Genomic DNA, 21,099 nt, shown 5'->3' with positions numbered 1-21,099 from the left:
GAGGCAAAGGTGACGTATTGTGCAAATTGAAGGCACATCCGGGGGGACACTTCGTTTGCAGAGATTCGACAGATATGTGCTGTCGCAACTTATGGTGTTGTTTGGTTTTTTTGCCCTAGTGCTGGTATCAGTTTACTGGGTCAACAAGGCCGTTGTGCTGTTTGATCAACTCATCGCCGATGGCCACACCGCCGGCATTTTTCTCGAATTTACCGCGCTTAGTCTCCCGGCGGTCATTTCGCTGGTTTTGCCAATGTCCGCCTTTGCAGCCACCGTTTATGTCACCAACCGCATGTCCGGCGACAGTGAATTGACCGTGGTGCAATCCACCGGCTATTCGCCGTGGCGCTTGGTACGGCCAGTGTTGTTTTTCGGGATAATCGTTGCGGTGATGATGGCGATTTTGACCAACTATCTCGTGCCGAAATCGGTCGAACAGTTGCGGCTGCGCCAGCAGGAAATCTCAAGCTCCGTCGCCGCACGTCTTTTGCGCGAAGGTAGCTTCCTACATCCCTCCAAGGGCGTAACCTTTTATATTCGTGACATTTCTCCGAACGGTGAATTGCGCGATGTTTTCCTGTCGGACCGCCGACAAGAGGGGCGAGAAGTGACCTATACCGCCGAGCGCGCCTACCTATTGCGCGACGACAGCGGGCCAAAATTGGTGATGCTGTCGGGCATGGCCCAGACCCTCGATCACGAAGGGAAACGCCTTTCGACCACCAATTTCAATGACCTGACATATGACATTTCAGGTCTCATCACATCGCCCAAACCCAAACGCCGCCGGTTGAACTTTGTCACAACCCGCGAATTGCTTTTCGACACGGAGGCCATCGCAACCGAGACCAAGAAACCCGTTGCCGAGGTTTTGGAAGAGGCCCATTCAAGATTTCAACAACCTCTGCTGGCTTTGGTGGCGTCCTTGATTGGGTTTTCAACCCTGATCGTCGGCGGATTCTCGCGGTTTGGGGTGACCAAACAGATCATCGGGGCCATTTTCTTGCTTGTGGTGGTCAAGCTTGTCGAAAGCACTATTACCGAACCGGCCCGCAATGACCCCCATCTTTGGCCGATTGTCTATTTACCAAGCGTCATCGGCTTGCTCATTGTTCTATTCATGCTGTGGCGCGCTGCCCGCCCCTATCGCCCACGCAAATCACAAACCGCGGAGGTGCCCGCATGACCTTGCACCTCTACTATGCGCGACGGTTTTTGGTGATCTTCCTGTCGGTTTTATCCGTATTGGCGCTGTTTCAGGCGCTCTTGGATTTGATCGAAGAATTGCGATTTCTGGACGAGGGCGCGACCTTTGCCCAAGTGGTGCAATTGGTCGGTTTGAAACTTCCTGATGGCCTTTATCAAATCATGCCGCTTGTGGTGATCCTATCAACCATCGCGATGTTTATCAGCATGTCTCGGTCATCGGAATTGGTTGTGACGCGCGCCGTTGGGCGCTCTGGACTGTCGGTCCTGGCATCGCCTTTGGTTGTCGCTTTTATTGTAGGTGGATTGGTCGTTGCTATGATGAACCCAATCGTGGCGGCGACGTCAAAACGCTATATCGAGCTAAGCGAAAGCTTTGAAAATGGCGGCCGGTCTGCGGTTTCTATTGGCCCCGAAGGTCTTTGGTTGCGTCAGGGTGGCCCTCAGGGCCAAGCCGTGATCCGTGCCTCGCGTGCCAATCCAGAGGCCACCGTGCTTTATGATGTGTCAATCGTAAGCTATGCGCCCGATGGCGGCCCGGCTCAGCGCATTACCGCGCGCCGCGCCACATTAACCCAAGGCGCTTGGGTGCTGACATCGGTCAAAGCCTGGCCCTTGACCGCCGGGTTAAACCCCGAAGCCGGGGCCAAAGAGCATGACACGCTCAGCCTGACATCCACCCTAACCCCAGACAGCATTCGCGACCGGTTTGGCAAACCCTCTTCGGTTGCGATTTGGGATTTGCCCGGCTTTATCTCTGATCTCGAATTGGCCGGGTTTTCCGCCCGCCGCCATATTGTTTGGCTCAATATGGAACTGGCCCGCCCACTCTTCCTAGTTGCGATGGTGTTGATCGGGGCGGCCTTTACCATGCGCCCTGCCCGCCTAGGCAAAACCGGTCTTTCGGTTTTGTCGGCTGTTATGCTGGGCTTTGGGCTTTACTATGTGCGAAATTTCGCCCAGATTTTGGGGGAAAGCGGTCAGCTTTCGCCGCTTATTGCCGCTTGGGTTCCGCCGGTGGCGTCGATCCTGCTTGCACTTGGCCTCGTGCTGCATATGGAGGACGGATGATGCGACTAACCGCCCTCGCCTTTTGCCTTATGATGACCAGCCCAACAGCTTTGTTGGCGCAGGAACCTACTGGCACCTCCGCCCCCGCGCTATTGGTGGCCGACACCGTGTTCGTCGAAAGTCAGGATCGGCTGGTGGCCACCGGCAATGTCGAGGCCTTGCATGATGGGGCGCATTTGACTGCGGATCGGATCATTTATGATCGCAGCATCGACAAGATCGAAATCGAAGGCCCCATCCGCATTGTCGACGCGCAAGGTACTGTCTTAACAGCAGACTATGCGACTTTGGATCAGGAATTCCAAAACGGGCTTCTCAAAGGTGCCCGCATGGTTTTGGACCAGCAATTGCAATTGGCCGCAGTTGAGGCCCGCCGTGCCGCCGGTCGTTATACCCAGCTAAGCCGGGTCGCGGTCACCTCGTGTCAGGTCTGCGAAGACGGTGGGACTCCGCTTTGGCAAATCCGCGCCACGCGTGTGGTACATGATCAAGACGAGCGTCAACTTTACTTTGATAACGCACAATTGCGAGTGCTGGATATTCCGGTGCTATATCTGCCCTTTTTGCGATTGCCCGATCCAACATTGAAACGCGCCCGTGGCTTTCTTGTACCAAGCGTGCGCAGCTCAACCTTGTTGGGCACCGGCGTGCGCGTGCCGTATTTTATCCCGATTGGCGATCACAAGGATCTCACCCTAACCCCCTATCTGTCGCCAAAAACCCGGACGCTGGAATTCCGCTACCGTCAGGCCTTTGCCAACGGCGATCTGGAATTAACCGGTGCGGCCTCGAGCGATTCTCTATTGCCGGATGTGTTGCGTGGCTATCTGTTTGCCGAAGGGAAATTTAATCTTCCAAAAGATTTCAAACTGAAATTTAACATCAACACCGTTCTCGATGCCTCTTATTTGAACGATTACAACATTTCGGATGATGACCGTCTGAAAAGCTCGCTGACGTTGGAACGGGTTCGGCCATTGCAATATACATGGGCGGAACTTACGCATTTTGAATCCTTGCGGGAACAAGAAGACAACGACACCCAAGCGGCCATTGCCGTGAGTTTGGGGCATGAGCAACGCTTTTTCCCGAGCCAACTTGCCGGTGGCGAATTCCGCGCCTCAATTGAGGGCCATGCCCACTATCGTTATTCCTCGATCCCGATTGACAGCGATGATGCGGATTTCGATGTCGATGGCCGTGATGTCGCACGGGTGAATGCCGAACTAAGCTGGCGCGATCGTTGGACGCTTGTTGGCGGTCTTCGTGCCGGGGCCTCGGCCCATCTTTGGCTTGATCACTATCACACTGAACAGGACGATACCTCCGATAGTGCGGTGTCCGCTGTTACTCCGGGTGTGGCTGTCGACTTGCGTTGGCCTTTTCAACGCCTAGGTGCCGATGGCAGCCGCAGTTTGCTGGAACCCATTGTTCAATACGGCTGGGTCGGTGGGACGCGGGCCGACAACCCCAATGACGAAAGCACCCGGGTTGAATTTGACGAAGGAAACTTGCTGTCTTTGTCCCGCTTCCCTGCGGCAGACCGACGTGAACGCGGGCATCAATTTGTTGCTGGGTTACGTTGGTTGCATGTCTCAAATACCGGCTGGTCCGCTGCGGCAAGTGTCGGACGCGTTTGGCGCGACACATTGGATGAGGATTTCACCCGCTCCTCCGGGCTCAAAGGCAAAACCTCTGACTGGCTGGTTTCTGGTCGTTTCACCCACCCCTCCGGATTGTCGATCAGCGCCCGCGGATTGCTTGATGACACTGGCCGCGCCACCAAAGCCGAAGGATCTGCAACCTGGAGCAATACCCGGCTAGATTTGACAGCGTCTTACCTTTTGCTGGTTACGGATTCCGACGAATACCGCGATCAGGCACAGTCAGAATGGACGCTTGACAGCACGGTGCGCATGTCCACCCATTGGAACAGTTCCTATGAGGCGCGGTATGATCTTGCCGATCAACGCCTTGACCGCCTTGGGCTTGGCCTGCAATACCGAAATGAATGTGTTGAAGTAGACCTCAAGGCCACTCGTAAATATGCTTCGGCAACCAACTTAGAACCCTCAACCGATTTCGACCTGACTGTCTCGCTGAAAGGTTTCAGCACCGGCGGCAGCGCCAAGGAGTATCGACGCACATGCGCCCATTGACCCGCTTTTTATCGCCGCTGGCCCTTGTAGCCGCGTTGACCCTTGCACCAACAACTCTGCCTGCTCAGGGTCTGTTTTCTCCTGTTATTACCGTCAATGAACAGGTGATTACCGGATACGAGCTTCAACAACGCGCCATCATGTTGAAACTTCTGCGCGCACCGGGCAACTCCGAAACCCTTGCGCGCCAACAGTTGATTGATGATCGGTTGCGGATGCAGGCCGCCAATGACGCGGGCATACGACCAACTCGCGAGGAGGTCCTTGATGGGATGGCTGAATTTGCCGGTCGGGCCAACATGTCCCGAGAAGATTTCGTCAAGGCGCTGGCCTCCTCTGGTGTCTCCGAGGAAACCTTCCGTGATTTTGTGCGCGCCGGGTTGGGCTGGCGTATGCTTGTACAGCAGCGCTTTGCCGGGCGGTCCAATGTTTCAGAAGCAGAAGTTGATCGCGCGCTTTCCAAGGGCGGCGGGAGCAACGTGCGAGTCTTAGTGTCAGAAATCATCATGCCGATGCCACCTCGACAGGCCGCGCAAGTTCAAGAACGGGCCGAGCGTATTGCGCAACTGACCAGCCCATCAGCGTTTTCCGCCCAGGCGCGGCGTTTTTCCGCAACTGCAACCAAGCGCAATGGCGGACGCCTCCCTTGGCGTGACCTGTCTGAAATGCCGGCCCCTTTGCAACCTCTGCTCTTGGCGCTTCGCCCCGGTGAAGTCACTGATCCAATCCCGCTAGACGGTGCCATCGCGTTGTTCCAGCTACGGGACATCGAAGAAGGGGCCTTTACCGCACCCGAAGTTGCGGCCGTTGAATATGCAGCCTATTACATGCCCGGTGGGCGGTCCGAAGAAACACTGGCCAAGGCGCGTGTCCTAAAAGGCAAGCTTGATCGATGTGATGACCTTTATGGCGTGGCCAAGGGGCAGCCTGCAGATGTTCTTCAGCGTGACTCGCTCCCGCCGTCCGAGATTCCAACGGATGTTGCTTATGAGCTCTCGAAACTGGATCCGGGCGAGGTGTCAACGGCTTTGACTCGGGCCAACGGTCAGACGCTGGTGTTTTTGATGCTGTGCGGGCGCACAAACAAGATCAGTGAAGATGTGGATCGAGATCAGATCACGTTGGGCCTGCGCAATCAACGCGTGACCTCACAGGCCGACGGCTTCTTGGCCCAGCTACGCGCCGACGCCCGTATCATCGAAAACTGAGCTTGCCAATCGTGCCCCAAAAACCAATCGCTGTAAGCTGTGGCGAACCTGCTGGAATCGGCCCGGAATTGGCAGAGGCAGCCTGGGCTGACTTGCGCGCCGATGTGCCGTTTTTCTGGATCGGGGATCCGGCGCATTTACCGGGCTCGGTGCCCCATGTTGTCATGGATGATCCGCGCGACGCCATTGCGGCCTGCGCCACAGGCCTGCCGGTTTTGCCCATGCCCTTCAACGGGGCTCGCGTGCCCGGACAGCCGCAAAAAGCCCATGCCGCCGGGGTCATTGCAAGCATCGAAAGCGGGGTCGATTTCGTCCTACATGGGTTGGCTTCGGCCCTTTGTACACTGCCGATACACAAACAGGCTTTGGCTGATGGAGCTGGCTTTGGCTTTCCGGGTCATACAGAGTTTTTAGCCCATCTTGCCAGAGCCGATGAAGTCGTGATGATGCTGGCCTCGGATGAGCTAAGGGTTGTGCCCGTAACCATCCATATCGCGCTTGAAGACGTGGCAAAAACACTCACGGCGGATCTGTTGGAACAACGGTTGCGGATCACCCATCAGGCCTTGGTTGAACAGTTTGGGATCGCGTCACCACGCATTGCCGTGGCTGGATTGAACCCGCATGCCGGTGAAGGTGGACGTATGGGCCGCGAAGAAATCACTCTGATCTGCCCTTTGCTCGACAAGCTGCGTACAGAGGGCATGGAGATTGCCGGCCCATTGCCCGCCGACACCATGTTTCATGCGGCCGCTCGGGCCCGCTACGATGTGGCGGTTTGCATGTATCATGACCAGGCCTTGATCCCGATAAAGACCCTGGATTTTGACCGCGGAGTGAACATCACCTTGGGCTTGCCCTTTGTTCGGACCTCCCCGGACCACGGAACAGCGTTCGATATTGCCGGTCAAGGGCTTGCAAACCCAAGCTCAACCATTCACGCCCTGAAACGTGCCCACGAGTTGGCCCGCTCCAGTGCCCCATGAGCGACCCCAAATTTCGTGCACGAAATTTGCAAATTCCATTAATGGAATTTCGCCTGCCTAACAGACGGTACCAGACATGAGCCAAATCGATAGCCTCCCTCCTTTGCGCGATGTCATAGCCACGCATGACCTCAAAGCGCGCAAGGCACTTGGGCAAAACTTCCTGTTGGATCTCAACCTTACCTCGCGCATCGCGCGCATTCCTGGAGATTTGTCTAACACCGATGTGATCGAAGTGGGCCCCGGTCCCGGTGGCTTGACTCGTGGCCTCTTGGTCGAAGGTGCCCGCAAGGTTTTGGCGATAGAAAAGGACAGCCGTTGCCTTCCTGCGCTGCAACAAATCGCTGAGCTTTATCCGGACCGCTTTACCTATGTCGAAGGCGACGCGCTTGAGGTTGATCCGCTTGAACATCTGACCCCACCGATCGCGATCTGTGCCAACTTGCCCTACAATGTTGGTACGGAACTGTTGATCCGCTGGTTGACCCCCAAGGAATGGCCGCCCTTTTGGTCGTCTTTGACGTTGATGTTTCAAAAAGAAGTCGCCGAGCGCATCACCGCGGCCCCTGGCTCCAAAGCCTACGGTCGTCTTGCCATTCTCTCGCAATGGCGCGCTGATCCCCGCATCGCCATGACACTACCGCCCGAGGCGTTTTCGCCCGCGCCAAAAGTGCATTCAGCCGTGGTTCACCTCACCGCCCTGCCCGAACCGCGCTTTCCAGCCCGTGCCGACATTTTGGAGCGTGTGGTCGCCAAGGCTTTTAACCAGCGGCGCAAGATGCTGCGGTCCGCCTTGAAATCACTGGCCCCCGATATTGAAGACCGTTTGGTCGCAGCCAGCATCAAACCGACAGAACGCGCGGAACAGGTTCCTCTTGAGGCATTCTGCGCCTTGGCCCGGCAGTTTGAAGACTAGCTGAAAATCATGGTTCGTCCTGATGCAAAGGTCGTAATGTGAAGCGTTTCTCAGGACACATCCCGGCGCGTTGCCCGCGTCCTTCGCCCTCCCCTCCATCACTGGCCGACAACCCGATTGCGTCTGATATCGGGCACTTTCAAAAAGGCACCGAGCTTGTTTGGTCAATCTCGGTAACCGGCACGCTTAGGCAAGTTGTGCGCGGTTGAGATTTCATGACAGCGCGTCAATTACGACAACGACGGAGCACCGCCGACTGGAGAGCCATTGGGACCCAATTAGTTTGATCGAGACGGCTATATTCTCAAATACAAACCGGTGAATGGCCTAGATGTGCGTTCCAAGCCGCATGTGTGCAACCGCCCCCTTGGCACATGAGCTTACTCTGAAAATCGCAATGGCAAAAACGTACAGTTGCTCTCAAAGGAACCTCCGTTTCCGCCACCGTGCCAGATCGTGACACTGGTGAATTGGCGCGCATAGGCGGTTTTGAACTTGGCCCGAACGGTCGCAACGCCACCGGCTGGACTTTGGTGAACACCAATGTGCGCAAGCAAATTTGGCGTGTTTCAGTCGCTTCGCCAGACCGATAAAACCAACGGTGTCAAAACGTAAAAAAGGCACCCGAGAGGGTGCCTTTTAGGTTCAAACGCTCGCCAAATATCTTACTCTGCCGCGGGGGCATCGCCTGCATCGGGCGCAGGAGCGGGATCGGCCTTTGGCTCATCCTTGGCAACGGTCGTTTCGGCCTTGGGCTTACGCGGTGCACGCGGTTTGCGGGGCGCGCGTGGCTTCTTTGGCTTTTCGGCTTTAGGTTTGTCCTCCGCCTCGGTTTCCCCGTCTTTTCCAGATTCCGCCACCGGCTCTTTTGGGGCTGGTTTTTTGGAAGGCTTCGGGGCCTCTTCGGGCTGCGGAGCCGGCTTCGCCTCTGGCGTCTCTACCAGCTCAGGACCAGTGTCTTCTGGCGTGACCACCGCCAAAACATCCGGTTGATCGGCTTCGGATGGATCCGGTTGCTTTTGCTTCTCAGCGTGCTGTGCCTCACGTTGGGCACGATCACGGTCGCGTTGTGCCTGACGTTCACGGTTTTCTTTTTCCTGCTGCTCACGGCGCGCATCTTGTTCGCGCTGCGCCGCGCTCAGCATGCGCATGTAATGCTCGGCGTGCTGTTGGAAGTTTTCCGCAGCGACCCGGTCATTGCTTAGGGTCGCGTCGCGCGCCAGCTGGTTGTATTTGTCAATAATTTGCTGCGGCGTCCCGCGCACCTTACCCTCTGGCCCCGAGCTATCGAACACCCGATTGACCACATTGCCAAGGTTATTATTGTTGTTGCGATTGCGGTTATTCTTGTTCCGCGAACGGGATTTGGAAGAGCGCATAATGTTTTGATACTCAGCCTAATTTTCGACTGTTGAGGGACCGTATGGCACATGTCGCGCCAGCTTAGAAACCGATCACCTATATGTTTGGCTTACTGTCGGGCCGGACAAGCAACTGTGTTCCGCCATCCCGACGGTATTTGAATAACCATAGCTGCGACTTCAAAACAAGAGGTAAAGACCAAACAAGCCGGAAATTGCCGCTAAAACCGTTATTTTGTGGCTTTGACACCTAAAACCACACGATCGCGGCCATCTAGATCGGGAATCGTTGACACCTGCTGCAAATTTGCAGCGTGCATCATCTCAGCGACGGCTGCGCCTTGGGTTGGGCCGATTTCAACCATCAACCGCCCATCGTCCGACAAAAACGGGCCCGCGTGATCAATAATATGGCGATAGGCTGTCAGGCCATCGGCCTCATCCGTAAGCGCCATGCGCGGTTCGTGATCGCGCACTTCTGGTGATAGACCCGCCATTTCGTCGACGCCGATATAGGGCGGGTTGGAGACGATAAGATCAAACTTGGGTGTTGTGCCCTTCAACGGCTCAAACCAACTCCCCTGACCAAGGTCGGCCCGATCACCAAGGCCCAAAGCGTTGCGGTTCCAATAGGCGACATTTAGGGCGTCTGGGCTAAGGTCAGTGCCAACACCCTGGGCGTGTTGGTTTTCGGCCAAAAGGGTCAACAAGATGCACCCCGATCCGGTTCCAAGGTCGAGCAGATTTTCAAAGGGCCGTGCCAGAGCCGCCTCGATAAGGGTCTCGGTTTCCGGGCGCGGGTCGAGCACTTCAGGCGTGACCAAGAACTCTCGCCCATAAAACAAGCGCCGACCAGTGAGATGGCTTACTGGCACCCGTTCGGCCCGGCGTTCGATCAAGGTGTGAAAGATCACTTCTAACTCGGGTGTGACGTCTTCGGGCAAGAACAAAGTCAATCTCCCCAGAGGAACCTTGAGTACATGGGCCAACAATCGGCGGGCATCCCGACCTGCGTCTGGCACCTCGGCGAAGTTCAACCGTCGCGTTGCCATCGCCAAAAGCTCAGCCCCGCGCATAACGCCTCCTGACGGGCGCAACACTCGCAGCGCGCGCATCCAAATTCCGTGCACGGAATTTGCAAATCTCGTGCACGAGATTTCGCCCAAGTCGCACCCTAGCTCTCCATATCGGCCAAAAGCGCCGCTTGGTGTTCCGCTGTCAGGGCATCAACGATTTCATCCAAATCGCCCTGCATGATCTGATCAAGCTTGTACAAAGTCAGCCCAATGCGGTGATCCGTCATCCGCCCTTGCGGAAAATTATAGGTTCTGATCCGCTCAGATCGATCCCCGGACCCCACTTGTGATTTGCGGTCCGCAGACCGTTCATCCGCCACCTTTTGACGCTCGGCATCATAAAGACGGGCGCGCAGAACCTGCATGGCAATCTCACGGTTGCGGTGCTGTGATTTCTCGGAACTGGTCACCACGATACCGGACGGAATATGGGTAATTCGTACCGCGGAATCGGTGGTGTTAACGTGCTGCCCCCCCGCCCCGGACGAGCGCATCGTATCAATGCGAATGTCATTGGCGTTGATGGCAATATCGACCTCTTCGGCCTCGGGCAAGACGGCGACAGTCGCGGCAGAGGTGTGGATACGCCCCCCCGATTCTGTTTCCGGCACGCGCTGAACCCGGTGAACCCCGGATTCGAATTTCATCCGGGCGAACACCCCGTCGCCTTTGATGCGCACCACAAGCTCACGAACCCCGCCCAATTCGGAAAGGGCTTCTTCGATCACATCCCAGCCCCAACCGCGCGCTTCGCAATACCGCTGGTACATGCGCGCCAAATCACTGGCGAACAAAGCCGCCTCATCCCCGCCTGTACCAGGGCGTATTTCTAACATCGCCGGGCGGGCATCTGCGGCATCCTTGGGCAAAAGCGCCAATTGCACCGCATGTTCAACCTCCGGCAAACGCGCTTTGAGACCGGGCAGCTCGTCTTCTGCCAGCTCGCGCATTTCCGGATCGTCCATCATCGCTTCTGCCTCGGCGATATCACCGACAAGGCTTTCCCAGTCGCGGATCTGATCCACAACCGGTTTTAGCTCGGAATATTCACGGCCCAATTGCGCAATATCGCCCTCGCCGGTCGACATGCGCACTTCGACATATTCCAGCCGCTCTTTGATTTGTTGTAAACGTTCAGTAGGGATCATTCAGGTTGCATTGCCCATCACGCCAGCCGGGTCAAGCACCCTCTTGCGAGAAGGCCGCCAACCACCCGTCAACACGGGCCTTGTTCACGCCCATATCTGATCGCCCAAACCGCAAGCGGCCCCAAATTTCCAACACGTCGCCGTTGGCCTGAATAGTGGTATAATCGGGGAACCCAAAGCCAAGGCTCCGGGTGATATAAGTGGCGTGCCCATCTTCTGGGCCACCTGCCAAAAGCACCGTGCGTGGCGTCGCCATGATCAATTTATGCAAGCCTTCGAACCCGCCCTCACCGGCCGTTACCCTGCGGCGGACACCATCGGTTAGGTCCTGATCCGCCGAAACTTGCGGATCAACATGCCAATCCCCCACTTCGGACGGGGCGAACCTAATCCACCCCAACACACCCAAAACGGCGATGAGAATCGCGAAAAATGCCATGCGCACGATGGTCCTCTGATTTTATTATTATGCTCGCCTTATCGATGCACCCAAAAGCACGATTCTAAAAGAGCGCTTTCATCACATTTGCGGTTTCCCAGCGATTTTTGGGCATCAGTCAGAGTTTCGCCTAGCGACGGGTCCAACCCCACAAACAAAGCAGTTCGGTCGCCACATGCGCCGCGGCAATGGCGGTGGCACCGGTGGTGTCAAAGGGCGGCGAAACTTCGACAACATCGCCGCCAACCATATTTATCCCGGCCAAATCACGCAGCATCACCGCCGCTTGCGCGCTTGTCAAACCTCCCCAAACCGGGGTTCCCGTTCCTGGCGCATAGGCCGGATCAAGCGCGTCAATATCAAAGGTGATATAACACGGGTTGTCGCCAACAATGTCTTTGATCTGCTGGGCAATGGCCTCGGGGCCTTGGCGATGAACCGCACGCGCATCGAGGATGTTGAACCCAATCGTATCCGGGTTATCGGTTCGAATGCCAATCTGGGCCGAGTGTTCCGGCACAACCACGCCCTCCTTGGCAGCTTTGTACATGAAAGTGCCATGATCCACGCGCCCCGCGTCATCATCCGCCCATGTGTCCGTATGCGCGTCAAACTGGATCACGCTCAGCGGCCCGTGTTTCTCGGCATGGGCGCGCAGGCACCCGTACGTGACGGAATGATCGCCACCAAGAACGACACAGGCGCTTCCCTGCGCTAAAATTCCTGCCACATGATCCTTGATCAAACCGGGGACCAGATCGGGGCGGGCATAGTCAAAGGCCATGTCGCCAAAATCGGCAATCGCAAACTCCGACAACACATCATAGCCCCAGCCATACGGCGCATCGCAAGGTTGCAGCAAAGACGCCTCTCGGATCGCACGCGGGCCAAGGCGCGTGCCGGGCCGATTGGTGACGGCCTGGTCAAAAGGCAGGCCGGTGACAGCAATATCCACCCCACTCAGGTCTTTGGAGTACTTGCGACGTAGGAACGAGGCTGCCCCGGCAAACACATTTTCAAAGGAAGGCCCTTTGAAATCCTCGCGCGTAAAAGCGTGGTCAATTTGGGTTTTGGCATCTTCGAGGCTCATGGATCAGGCCCTTTGCAGTGTCGGGGTGGGTGGGTGGGCGACATTGCAAAGGGCCGGCCACCACATTTGATCAAATTCTGCCTCAGGTCAGATCACAAGGGCAAGGCTTTCTCGGCCAATCTGGCGAAAAAGCTGGCCCCAACCGGCGCAATGGCGTCGTTAAAATCAAACTCGGGGTGGTGGCAAACCGGCCCTCCGCCCTGCCCTAGAAACAAATACGCGCCCGGACGTGCCTCAAGCATGTAGGAAAAATCTTCGGCGGCCATGATGGGTTTGACATTGTCATCCACCTTGTCATCGCCAACAACCTCGCGCGCAACTTGCGCCGCAAAAGCCGCCTGATCGGCATGATTCACCGTCGCCGGATAGCCCTGTTCATAGGTGAGCTCCGCTGTCATCCCAAAGACCTTGGCCTGATGGTCGACGATCTCAGCCATGCGTTCCATGACCAAAGCCTGAACGTCTTTGTCAAAACTGCGCACCGTCCCCTCGATAAAGGCCGTGTCTGGAATGATATTGTGACTGGTACCGGAATGGATTTGTGTGACGCTGACAACCAAACGATCCAAAGCATCAACATTGCGCGACACAATCGATTGAATGGATTGTACGGTCGCCACGGCCGCCATGATCGGATCCCGCGTGGAATAAGGCATCGCCCCGTGGCCACCTTTGCCCTTGATATTGATCTGAAAGCTGTCCACCGCAGCCATCAACGGGCCCGGTGCGGTCAACAAATGCCCTTCAGCGTCCTCGGGTGAATTATGGATACCAAAGACTTCGTCGATCTCAAAACGCTCCATCATGCCCTCTTCGACCATGATCCGGCCGCCACCGCCACCTTCCTCATCCGGTTGAAAAATCAACGCAACCCGTCCGGCGAAATTGCGGGTTTCGGCAAGGTATTTCGCCGCCCCAAGCAACATGGTCGTATGGCCATCGTGGCCACAGGTATGGGCAACTCCGGGCACCTTAGAAGCGTGGTCCGTGCCCGACATATCATCCATAGGAAGCGCGTCCATATCGGCCCGCAACCCGATGGTGCGCCCGGACTCCCGCCCTTCAATAATGGCAACAACACCGGTGCGTGCAATGCCCTCGTGAATTTCGGTGATCCCGAATTCCTGCAGCTTTTCAACAACAAACGCAGCCGTCTTAAAGCAATCCAGCCCAAGTTCTGGGTGCTGATGAAGATGACGACGCCATTCCGTCAGATCATCTTGCATAGCGGCGATAGAATTCACGATAGGCATCGATAAGTCTCCTTTGCGCCAGAGCCTTTCGCAATTCCTCTCAAAGCTCAAGCGCTCTCTCACGCGGCGCGCAACAAAATCCATACATGGATTTTACAAATTCCGTGCACGGAATTTGGGCCCGCTTAGACGCGATGCCGCGTTTCAATCAACCGGGCAAAGAAAGACGCCCCGATCGGGGCCGCCTCGTCATTAAAGTCAAACTCCGGGTGATGCACTGACGGCCCAACCCCCTGGCCCAAAAACAAAAACGCACCGGGTCGCGCCTCAAGCATATAGGAAAAGTCTTCGGCACCCATTTCCGGCGGCAGATCATCAATCACCTGCCCCGACACCTCGCGCGCCACATCCGCCGCAAACATCGCCTGTTTTTCGTGGTTGATCGACGGCGGGTAGCTTTTATCGTAGTCCAGCTCGACCTCCATTTCAAAAGCCGCCCCCTGCCCCTCAACAATGGCGCGGATGCGCTGCTCGGCCAACGCCCTTACCTCGGGTGTCAAACTGCGCGCCGTTCCCGCAATCATCAATTCACCAGGAATCACATTCATGGCTGATCCGCCGTGAAATTGGGTCATCGAGACAACCAAGGCCTCAAGCGGATCGACATTTCGGCTGACAATGGTTTGCAGGGCCTGTGCAATCGCCACCCCACATGGAAAGGGATCACGGCAATTGGCGGGATAGGCCGCATGCCCCCCCTTACCGCGAACCGTGATGGTGAAATCATCCACCGCCGCCATGATAGGCCCACCATTTGTGCGAAACTCGCCCAGCTCTCCAAATGGGTCCGTGTGAAGCGCATAAACCTCTTCGATCCCAAACCGTTCCATCACGTTCTCATCTTGGACCATAATCCGCCCGCCACCGATGATTTCTTCGGCCGGTTGGAACAGCAAGACAACCTTGCCAGAGAAATTGCGCGTCTCGGCCAAGTATTTTGCCGTGCCCAGCAACATCGCCGTATGCCCATCATGGCCACAGGCATGCATACGCCCCGGCACTTGGCTGGCATAGGGTTTTCCGGTGGCTTCATCCATCGGCAGCGCATCCATATCGGCCCGCAATCCAGTCACCGGCCCATCGCCCGTGCCATTGATCACCGCGACCACACCACTGGTTGCGATACCTTCATGAACCTCATCAACACCAAATTCGCGCAAACGTTCGGCAACAAAAGCCGCCGTTTCATGACAATCCAACCCCAGTTCCGGGTTTTGGTGGATATGCTGACGCCATCCCGCCATTTCCTTTGCAAAACCCGCAATTCGGTTCACAACTGCCATGGCTGGACTCCTCTGTCTTGATGCCGCATCCCTTTGGTGAACAAAAGCCTTGGGACATGCAATGACCGACGTGACGAAAGACGCCTCTGACAAACTGGTACACACCCCAAACGGCGGCATGCCCCGCCTGATCGAAATCATGCGCCGCCTGCGCGACCCAAACGGCGGATGCCCCTGGGATTTGGAACAGGATTTCGCCAGCATCGCCCCCTATACCATTGAAGAGGCCTATGAAGTCGCCGACGCCATTGAGCGCGAGGCTTGGGATGAGCTTAAGGGAGAGCTGGGCGACCTGCTCTTTCAATCAGTATTTCATGCCCAAATGGCCGATGAGGCCGGGTATTTCAACTTTGATGACATCGCCGATACCATGTCGGACAAGATGGTCGCCCGGCACCCCCATGTTTTTGGTGACGAAAACCGTGACAAATCCTCAGACCAACAAACTTTGGATTGGGAAAAAATCAAAGCCGCCGAACGCGCCGCCAAAAAACAAACCGGTGTCTTGGACGGTGTCGCCATGGGCCTACCCGCTTTGATGCGGGCGGTGAAATTGCAAAACCGCGCCGCGCGGGTCGGATTTGATTGGCCCAGCACCGAGGAGGTCTTTGACAAACTGGTCGAAGAAATGCGCGAAGTTGAACAATGCGAGACGCCCGAGGAAAAATTCGAAGAGTTTGGGGACTTGATGTTTGTCATGGCAAACTTGGCCAGACACTGGAAAATTGACCCCGAAGCGGCCTTGCGCGCCGCCAATGCCAAATTCACCCGTCGCTTTGAGTTTATCGAAGCGGCGTTGGAGGCGCGCGGAAAATCCCCAAAAGACAGCAACCTAGAAGAAATGGACGGGCTTTGGGATGATGCAAAAGCTTATGAGAAAAGTACCTGATAATCACTATCAGGTATTGACCCAAGTAATTTAGTCAGGTTAAGAGGCGCGCAACGAAAACGTTGCTTTAGGAGAGCACCATGTTCTTGCGCCTCACCACCGCCCTCACCACCCTTGCCGTTGCCGCGCCCGCTATTGCAGAAGAAATCAACATCTATTCCTACCGTCAGCCCGAGCTGATCGCGCCGCTTACGGATGCGTTTACCGAAGAAACCGGCATTAAGGTCAACGTCGCCTACCTAAAAAAGGGGATGATTGAGCGCCTTCAAGCCGAGGGCAGCCGCTCCCCCGCTGACATGATCCTGACCACAGATATTTCACGCCTGGCCGCCGCCGTGAATGCAGGTCTGACCCAGCCGGTTAAATCCGAAGCGCTCGAAGCCAACGTACCCGCCGCCTATCATGACCCCGAAGGTCATTGGTGGGGCCTGACCACGCGCGCGCGGATTGTCTACGCCTCCAAGGATCGCGTCGCAGAAGGTGAAGTCACCACCTACGAAGACCTCGCAGACCCGAAATGGAAGGGTCGTATTTGCACGCGCTCAGGCACCCACGCCTATACCATTGCGCTAGTGTCGGCGATGATCGAACATCACGGGGCCGAAGAAACCAAAACCTGGCTCGAAGGCGTCAAAGCCAACCTTGCACGTAAACCTCAGGGCAACGACCGCGCTCAGGTCAAGGCGATCTGGTCCGGTGAATGCGACATCTCGCTAGGCAACACATACTACATGGGCAAAATGCTGTCAGACGAAGAGCAAAAAGCTTGGGCCGATAGCGTCAACGTGACCTTCCCCGTGTTCGAAGGGGCCGGCACCCATGTGAACGTCTCGGGAGTGGCGATGACGAAATCCGCCCCCAACCAAGAGAACGCTCTGAAAATGATGGAATTCTTGGCCTCGCCAAAGGCTCAGGAAATCTACGCCAAGGCCAATTTCGAATACCCAATCGCACCGGGCACCGAAGCTGACGATCTGGTCAAAGGCTGGGGCAGCTTTACCGCAGACGACGTCAACTTGATGACCCTCGCAGGCCACCGTGCCGAAGCTCTGAAGCTTGTCGAAACTGTCGACTTCGACGGCTAAGGCCCTCTGCTAAAACCACGCCTGCCAGCCCTTGGATTTTGAGCGTGACATGACAAAACAAAACCGCCGTGCCCAAGAGAGCATGGCGGTTTTTTGCTGCCGTTATCACTAGAAATAACAAACGTTCAGGAATCCGAGGCTCAGAACTCATAGCCAATAGATGACAGTTGCGGCGAGAGCGATGGCGGACAGGAGGACCTTGCGACATCTTTCATAACGGGTCGCCACGCGCCTCCAGTCTTTCAACCGCCCGAACATAATCTCGATCCGGTTGCGGCGTTTGTCGTACTTAATGGACTTCTTGCGTTGTTTTCGGCCAAGGATACATGCGCGTATCCCTTTGTCTTGCAACGCTTCTCTGAACCAATTGGCATCGTAACCGCGATCCCCAAGTAGCCATTCGACGTGCGGCAGGCTGCTGAGCAAGGCTCGTGCTCCGATGTAGTCGCTCACCTGTCCTGCCGTCACGAACAGATCAAGCGGGCGTCCTTGACTGTCACAGATGGCGTGCAACTTGGAGATCATACCACCTTTTGTTCGGCCAATCAGGCGTCCACGCCCCCTTTTTAACGCCCGAACTGGACGCTGTGCGATGGGCCATCAGATAGGTTGCATCAATCATCACGGTCTTCTCTTCGCTGTGATCTGCCGCCAGGCCGACCATCATTTGGACGAAGATGCCTTTGTCGCTCCTCCGCTTCCAACGGTTGTAGAGTGTCTTGTGTGGCCCGTACTCCTTTGGGGCATCTCGCCAGAGCAAGCCATTGCGGTTGATAAAATAATACCGCTCAAGACGCGCCTGTCATCAACGCGAGGCCTACCGTGGGACTTAGGAAAGTAGGGGTCAAACGCGCCATCTGCACGTCGGTCAGCCAGAAATGATCAGACATATTCACCGCTCGTTTTGAACCGATGAGACACGGCCCGCGATGGAAAACAATGGGTCCTGAGCCTAAACGGTGGCGTTTGATTGGAAGCCTTGCCACACCTGCGTTGTATCCTTTCAGAGCATTTATCTAAGCCCGTGACACGGTCTGAAATGACGTGAGGCTGCATGCGCTAAAAATCATTTCTCCCGAAAAACGGTCAGGAAATTGCGCCAAGTACCTGTATTTGATCACCAATATTCAGGCTAATCCAGAACGGACCGCAGTTTGGCCTGTAAATATTCGGCCTTTGGGAAAGAATGCGGCCATGTACCGGTGTACTTAGGTCTGGACCCATGAATTATTCAACACCACCCGAAGGAAAACGGGCACTACGCGACCTTAGCAATACACGTCCCGCGCCGTGAAAGGCGTCACCACAAGTGTCGTAACTTCGAAAAGCAAATCACTGATCTCATTTTTTGCTGAAGCCTAACAATGAATGGGTCAAGCCTCCCCCCCCAATGCCAATGGTATGACCCTATGCTCCCGCAGTCCTGTTGCAGTCTTTCGGGATGGTGGGCGGGGCGGCGTGCCCCTTGGGGCACCAGCGACGCTCCCATCCAAAAGAAAACGGCGCCCCAAAGGACGCCGTCTCAAAACAGATTTCAGAGAAGCTTAAGACGCTTCTGTGATGAACTTAACCGCATCGCCAAAGGTCTGGATGGTTTCGGCGGCGTCATCAGGAATCTCGATGCCGAATTCTTCTTCGAAAGCCATAACCAGCTCAACAGTGTCGAGGCTGTCTGCGCCCAGGTCGTCGATGAAAGACGCGGCTTCAACAACCTTATCTTCTTCCACGCTCAGGTGCTCAACAACAATCTTCTTCACGCGATCTGCGATGTCGCTCATGTTCTTTCCTCACTTCTATCAGGCCCGGTCGGCCCGTTTTGCCCTCACCCCAACGGGGTGGCTTGGTTAGTACCCCAACCGGGGGCTTGGTTGTTGCCCCAACCGGGGGCTTGGATTGCCCATACGGGCGGCTCGTTCCCCCGGGTGTGCCGGGCATGTCTGAACAGAAAGACTCTGCCCAAACCTATTCCTGCGCGCCTATATCACAGGCAGCGGTGATGGCAAATGTTTTCCACCGCCGCACAGTTAAAACCGTGCTGCGCGGTTACAACATGGCCATGCCACCGTTGACATGCAAGGTCGCGCCCGTGGTGTAAGATGCCTCTTTGCTGGAAAGATACAGCACCGCGGCCGCGATCTCTTCTGGTGTGCCCATGCGCCCGGCGGGAACCTGCGTCAAAATCCCCGATTTCTGATCATCGGTCAGCTTGTCAGTCATCGCCGTTTCAATAAAGCCCGGCGCAACAGCGTTCACTGTGATCCCACGCGACGCGACTTCATAGGCCAAAGACTTTGACATGCCGATCACACCGGCCTTGGCGGCAGCATAGTTGCCCTGCCCCGGATTGCCAGTGGCCCCAACCACCGAGGAAATATTCACAATCCGGCCCCAGCGCGATTTCATCATGCCGCGCATCACCCCTTTGCAAAGGCGGAAAGTCGCGGTCATGTTGACCTCAACGACGCTGGCCCATTCATCTTCGGACATGCGCATAAACAGGTTATCGCGGGTGATCCCGGCATTATTGACCAGAATATCAACCGCCCCCATAGCCTCGATGGCTTGCTTGGCTAGGCCATTCACCGCATCCGCATCCGAAAGGTTGCAAGGCAACACAAACGCGCGTTCGCCCAACTCCGCCGCCAAAGCCTCAAGCGGTTCCACCCGTGTGCCAGACAGCCCGACATTGGCCCCCGCCGCATGCAAGGTTTTGGCGATCTCACCGCCGATACCACCCGATGCACCGGTGATCAGTGCTGATTTTCCTGTCAGATCAAACATCTCTTATCCTTTCTCCACCCGTCGCTCCGGGCCCAAAAAGTTTTCTTAAAACTTTTGCAAAACTTTTCGAAAAGTTTTGGTCACCCAGATCAGCCGTTCAGGCTTTCCGCCGCCGCTTTTGCATCCACAGCTGTCCCAACATTGCGCAGGGTCGCACCGCGATGGATGCGTTTCACCATACCCGACAGGGCCTTGCCCGCACCAATTTCCCAGAACTCCGTGACCTCGTGCGCCACCATCCATTCAACCGACTCGCGCCACCGCACAGAGCCACAAATCTGATCAACCAAAAGCGACCGGATCACCGCAGGGTCATCAATGGCCTCGGCGACAACATTGGCGACCACCGGAACTTTGGGTGTTTCAATATGTGTGGCTTCTAGGGCCTGCGCCATGGTGTGGGCCGCGGGTTCCATCAAAGCACAATGGAAAGGCGCGCTTACCGGCAGCAGCAGCGCCCGTTTGGCCCCGGCTTCCTTGGCGATATCAACCGCGCGTTCCACCGCGGCTTTGGAGCCCGAAATCACCACCTGTGCAGGGTCGTTGTCATTGGCTGCAGCGCAGACCTCGCCTTGGGCCGCTTGTTTGGCAACCGCACGCACGGCCTCAAGATCAAGGCCAAGAATAGCCGCCATCGCGCCTTCGCCTACGGGAACTGCGGCCTGCATCGCATTTCCGCGTGCACGCAGCAATTTGGCCGCATCACCAACAGTCAACGCACCAGCCGCCGTCAGCGCCGAATATTCCCCCAGAGAATGCCCTGCAACGAATGACGCCGCCTCGATCGACACGCCTTCGGCCTCCAGTGCGCGCATCGCCGCAATCGACGTCGCCATCAGCGCCGGTTGCGCATTGGCGGTCAGGGTTAGATCAGCAATGTCACCGTTCCAAATCAAGTCAGACAGCTTTTCCCCAAGCGCCTCATCGACCTCATCAAAAACCGCTTTGGCTTGGGGATAGGCCTCGGCCAAATCGCGGCCCATGCCGATGGATTGGGCCCCTTGACCGGGAAAGATGAAAGCGCGGGTCATGCCTGTCTCCTTAGGTAAAGCTCTGTGTCTCCCCCTGCCCTTACATCTCTGCGCCCCTCCGTGCAACGACAACGCACCAATGCTGTGCATTGTTGGCAATTGCACACAGTTTAGCAA

The 21,099-nt window shown here is 56.3% G+C and carries 18 protein-coding genes and 1 pseudogene; 8 read left to right on the top strand and 11 right to left on the bottom strand.

Going from position 1 to position 21,099, the window contains the following annotated elements; all coding sequences use genetic code 11:
• Nucleotides 1-76: 76 nt before the first annotated feature.
• The 6 genes from lptF to rsmA all read left to right on the top strand — a co-directional run bounded on the left by lptF (nucleotide 77) and on the right by rsmA (nucleotide 7,546).
• On the top strand, nucleotides 77-1,186 hold the full coding sequence (lptF, locus tag AC5EFR_RS07205) for an LPS export ABC transporter permease LptF (protein WP_493575190.1): 1,110 nt from the start codon (nucleotides 77-79) through the stop codon (nucleotides 1,184-1,186).
• On the top strand, nucleotides 1,183-2,277 hold the full coding sequence (gene lptG / locus AC5EFR_RS07200; RefSeq protein ID WP_493575189.1) for an LPS export ABC transporter permease LptG: 1,095 nt from the start codon (nucleotides 1,183-1,185) through the stop codon (nucleotides 2,275-2,277). The genes lptF and lptG overlap by 4 nt, the downstream gene beginning before the upstream one ends.
• Nucleotides 2,274-4,436: an LPS-assembly protein LptD gene (locus AC5EFR_RS07195; protein WP_493575188.1), complete on the top strand. Its 2,163-nt coding sequence runs from the start codon at nucleotides 2,274-2,276 to the stop codon at nucleotides 4,434-4,436. The genes lptG and AC5EFR_RS07195 overlap by 4 nt, the downstream gene beginning before the upstream one ends.
• Nucleotides 4,424-5,644, top strand: coding sequence for a peptidylprolyl isomerase (locus AC5EFR_RS07190; protein ID WP_493575187.1), 1,221 nt, complete (start codon nucleotides 4,424-4,426; stop codon nucleotides 5,642-5,644). Before AC5EFR_RS07195 ends, AC5EFR_RS07190 begins: the two co-directional genes overlap by 13 nt.
• Before the next feature lie 11 nt (nucleotides 5,645-5,655).
• Entirely contained in the window at nucleotides 5,656-6,630 is a 975-nt protein-coding gene (gene pdxA / locus AC5EFR_RS07185; protein WP_493575186.1) for a 4-hydroxythreonine-4-phosphate dehydrogenase PdxA, read from the top strand.
• 76 nt (nucleotides 6,631-6,706) lie between these two features.
• Nucleotides 6,707-7,546 (top strand): 16S rRNA (adenine(1518)-N(6)/adenine(1519)-N(6))-dimethyltransferase RsmA, encoded by an 840-nt coding sequence (gene rsmA / locus AC5EFR_RS07180; RefSeq protein WP_493575185.1) that lies wholly within the window; start codon nucleotides 6,707-6,709, stop codon nucleotides 7,544-7,546.
• Between the two features lie 665 nt (nucleotides 7,547-8,211).
• Here rsmA and AC5EFR_RS07175 read toward each other — a convergent pair.
• The 7 genes from AC5EFR_RS07175 to AC5EFR_RS07145 all read right to left on the bottom strand — a co-directional run bounded on the left by AC5EFR_RS07175 (nucleotide 8,212) and on the right by AC5EFR_RS07145 (nucleotide 15,196).
• The gene (locus AC5EFR_RS07175; protein ID WP_493575184.1) at nucleotides 8,212-8,925 is read right to left on the bottom strand and encodes a DUF4167 domain-containing protein; all 714 of its coding nucleotides are present in this window, start codon (nucleotides 8,923-8,925) and stop codon (nucleotides 8,212-8,214) included.
• Between the two features lie 212 nt (nucleotides 8,926-9,137).
• Nucleotides 9,138-10,022, bottom strand: a complete 885-nt coding sequence (prmC, locus tag AC5EFR_RS07170) for a peptide chain release factor N(5)-glutamine methyltransferase (RefSeq protein ID WP_493575183.1) — start codon at nucleotides 10,020-10,022, stop codon at nucleotides 9,138-9,140.
• A gap of 59 nt (nucleotides 10,023-10,081) precedes the next feature.
• Nucleotides 10,082-11,131: a peptide chain release factor 1 gene (prfA, locus tag AC5EFR_RS07165; protein WP_493575182.1), complete on the bottom strand. Its 1,050-nt coding sequence runs from the start codon at nucleotides 11,129-11,131 to the stop codon at nucleotides 10,082-10,084.
• A 31-nt stretch (nucleotides 11,132-11,162) separates the two neighbouring features.
• Nucleotides 11,163-11,570: a DUF1499 domain-containing protein gene (locus tag AC5EFR_RS07160; protein WP_493575181.1), complete on the bottom strand. Its 408-nt coding sequence runs from the start codon at nucleotides 11,568-11,570 to the stop codon at nucleotides 11,163-11,165.
• A 130-nt stretch (nucleotides 11,571-11,700) separates the two neighbouring features.
• On the bottom strand, nucleotides 11,701-12,660 hold the full coding sequence (gene speB, locus AC5EFR_RS07155) for an agmatinase (RefSeq protein WP_493575180.1): 960 nt from the start codon (nucleotides 12,658-12,660) through the stop codon (nucleotides 11,701-11,703).
• A gap of 92 nt (nucleotides 12,661-12,752) precedes the next feature.
• Nucleotides 12,753-13,913 (bottom strand): M20 aminoacylase family protein, encoded by a 1,161-nt coding sequence (locus AC5EFR_RS07150; protein WP_493575179.1) that lies wholly within the window; start codon nucleotides 13,911-13,913, stop codon nucleotides 12,753-12,755.
• 125 nt (nucleotides 13,914-14,038) lie between these two features.
• Nucleotides 14,039-15,196, bottom strand: a complete 1,158-nt coding sequence (locus AC5EFR_RS07145; RefSeq protein WP_493575178.1) for a M20 aminoacylase family protein — start codon at nucleotides 15,194-15,196, stop codon at nucleotides 14,039-14,041.
• A 61-nt stretch (nucleotides 15,197-15,257) separates the two neighbouring features.
• On the opposite strand from AC5EFR_RS07145, the gene mazG reads away from it, so the two are divergent.
• Complete coding sequence (mazG, locus tag AC5EFR_RS07140; protein ID WP_493575177.1) at nucleotides 15,258-16,085, top strand: nucleoside triphosphate pyrophosphohydrolase; 828 nt, start codon at nucleotides 15,258-15,260, stop codon at nucleotides 16,083-16,085.
• 80 nt (nucleotides 16,086-16,165) lie between these two features.
• Complete coding sequence (locus tag AC5EFR_RS07135; RefSeq protein ID WP_493575176.1) at nucleotides 16,166-17,170, top strand: Fe(3+) ABC transporter substrate-binding protein; 1,005 nt, start codon at nucleotides 16,166-16,168, stop codon at nucleotides 17,168-17,170.
• Between the two features lie 147 nt (nucleotides 17,171-17,317).
• On the opposite strand, the pseudogene AC5EFR_RS07130 reads toward AC5EFR_RS07135, so the two are convergent.
• From AC5EFR_RS07130 to fabD, 4 genes and pseudogenes are all read right to left on the bottom strand, one after another.
• Nucleotides 17,318-18,060 (bottom strand): annotated as a pseudogene (locus tag AC5EFR_RS07130) (IS5 family transposase).
• Nucleotides 18,061-18,714: 654 nt separating this feature from the next.
• Nucleotides 18,715-18,948, bottom strand: a complete 234-nt coding sequence (locus AC5EFR_RS07125; protein WP_493575175.1) for an acyl carrier protein — start codon at nucleotides 18,946-18,948, stop codon at nucleotides 18,715-18,717.
• Between the two features lie 265 nt (nucleotides 18,949-19,213).
• Nucleotides 19,214-19,951: a 3-oxoacyl-[acyl-carrier-protein] reductase gene (gene fabG, locus AC5EFR_RS07120; protein ID WP_493575174.1), complete on the bottom strand. Its 738-nt coding sequence runs from the start codon at nucleotides 19,949-19,951 to the stop codon at nucleotides 19,214-19,216.
• Nucleotides 19,952-20,040: 89 nt separating this feature from the next.
• Nucleotides 20,041-20,982: an ACP S-malonyltransferase gene (gene fabD / locus AC5EFR_RS07115; RefSeq protein ID WP_493575173.1), complete on the bottom strand. Its 942-nt coding sequence runs from the start codon at nucleotides 20,980-20,982 to the stop codon at nucleotides 20,041-20,043.
• Nucleotides 20,983-21,099 lie beyond the last annotated feature (117 nt).

The sequence above is a fragment of the Pelagimonas sp. genome (assembly GCF_058892305.1).
The sequence above is the reverse complement of the archived record's forward strand: the minus strand, read 5'-3'. Positions and strand labels throughout refer to the sequence as shown.

Bases quoted from the DNA above. Each gene is read 5' to 3' on its own strand.
- AC5EFR_RS07195 (WP_493575188.1), top strand. From the start codon at position 2,274: ATGATGCGACTAACCGCCCTCGCCTTTTGCCTTATGATGACCAGCCCA.
- AC5EFR_RS07175 (WP_493575184.1), bottom strand. From the start codon at position 8,925: ATGCGCTCTTCCAAATCCCGTTCGCGGAACAAGAATAACCGCAATCGC.
- AC5EFR_RS07150 (WP_493575179.1), bottom strand. From the start codon at position 13,913: ATGCCTATCGTGAATTCTATCGCCGCTATGCAAGATGATCTGACGGAA.
- mazG (WP_493575177.1), top strand. From the start codon at position 15,258: ATGACCGACGTGACGAAAGACGCCTCTGACAAACTGGTACACACCCCA.
- fabG (WP_493575174.1), bottom strand. From the start codon at position 19,951: ATGTTTGATCTGACAGGAAAATCAGCACTGATCACCGGTGCATCGGGT.
- AC5EFR_RS07160 (WP_493575181.1), bottom strand. From the start codon at position 11,570: ATGGCATTTTTCGCGATTCTCATCGCCGTTTTGGGTGTGTTGGGGTGG.
- AC5EFR_RS07145 (WP_493575178.1), bottom strand. From the start codon at position 15,196: ATGGCAGTTGTGAACCGAATTGCGGGTTTTGCAAAGGAAATGGCGGGA.
- AC5EFR_RS07135 (WP_493575176.1), top strand. From the start codon at position 16,166: ATGTTCTTGCGCCTCACCACCGCCCTCACCACCCTTGCCGTTGCCGCG.
- AC5EFR_RS07125 (WP_493575175.1), bottom strand. From the start codon at position 18,948: ATGAGCGACATCGCAGATCGCGTGAAGAAGATTGTTGTTGAGCACCTG.
- rsmA (WP_493575185.1), top strand. From the start codon at position 6,707: ATGAGCCAAATCGATAGCCTCCCTCCTTTGCGCGATGTCATAGCCACG.
- fabD (WP_493575173.1), bottom strand. From the start codon at position 20,982: ATGACCCGCGCTTTCATCTTTCCCGGTCAAGGGGCCCAATCCATCGGC.
- AC5EFR_RS07190 (WP_493575187.1), top strand. From the start codon at position 4,424: ATGCGCCCATTGACCCGCTTTTTATCGCCGCTGGCCCTTGTAGCCGCG.
- speB (WP_493575180.1), bottom strand. From the start codon at position 12,660: ATGAGCCTCGAAGATGCCAAAACCCAAATTGACCACGCTTTTACGCGC.
- prfA (WP_493575182.1), bottom strand. From the start codon at position 11,131: ATGATCCCTACTGAACGTTTACAACAAATCAAAGAGCGGCTGGAATAT.
- lptG (WP_493575189.1), top strand. From the start codon at position 1,183: ATGACCTTGCACCTCTACTATGCGCGACGGTTTTTGGTGATCTTCCTG.
- prmC (WP_493575183.1), bottom strand. From the start codon at position 10,022: ATGCGCGCGCTGCGAGTGTTGCGCCCGTCAGGAGGCGTTATGCGCGGG.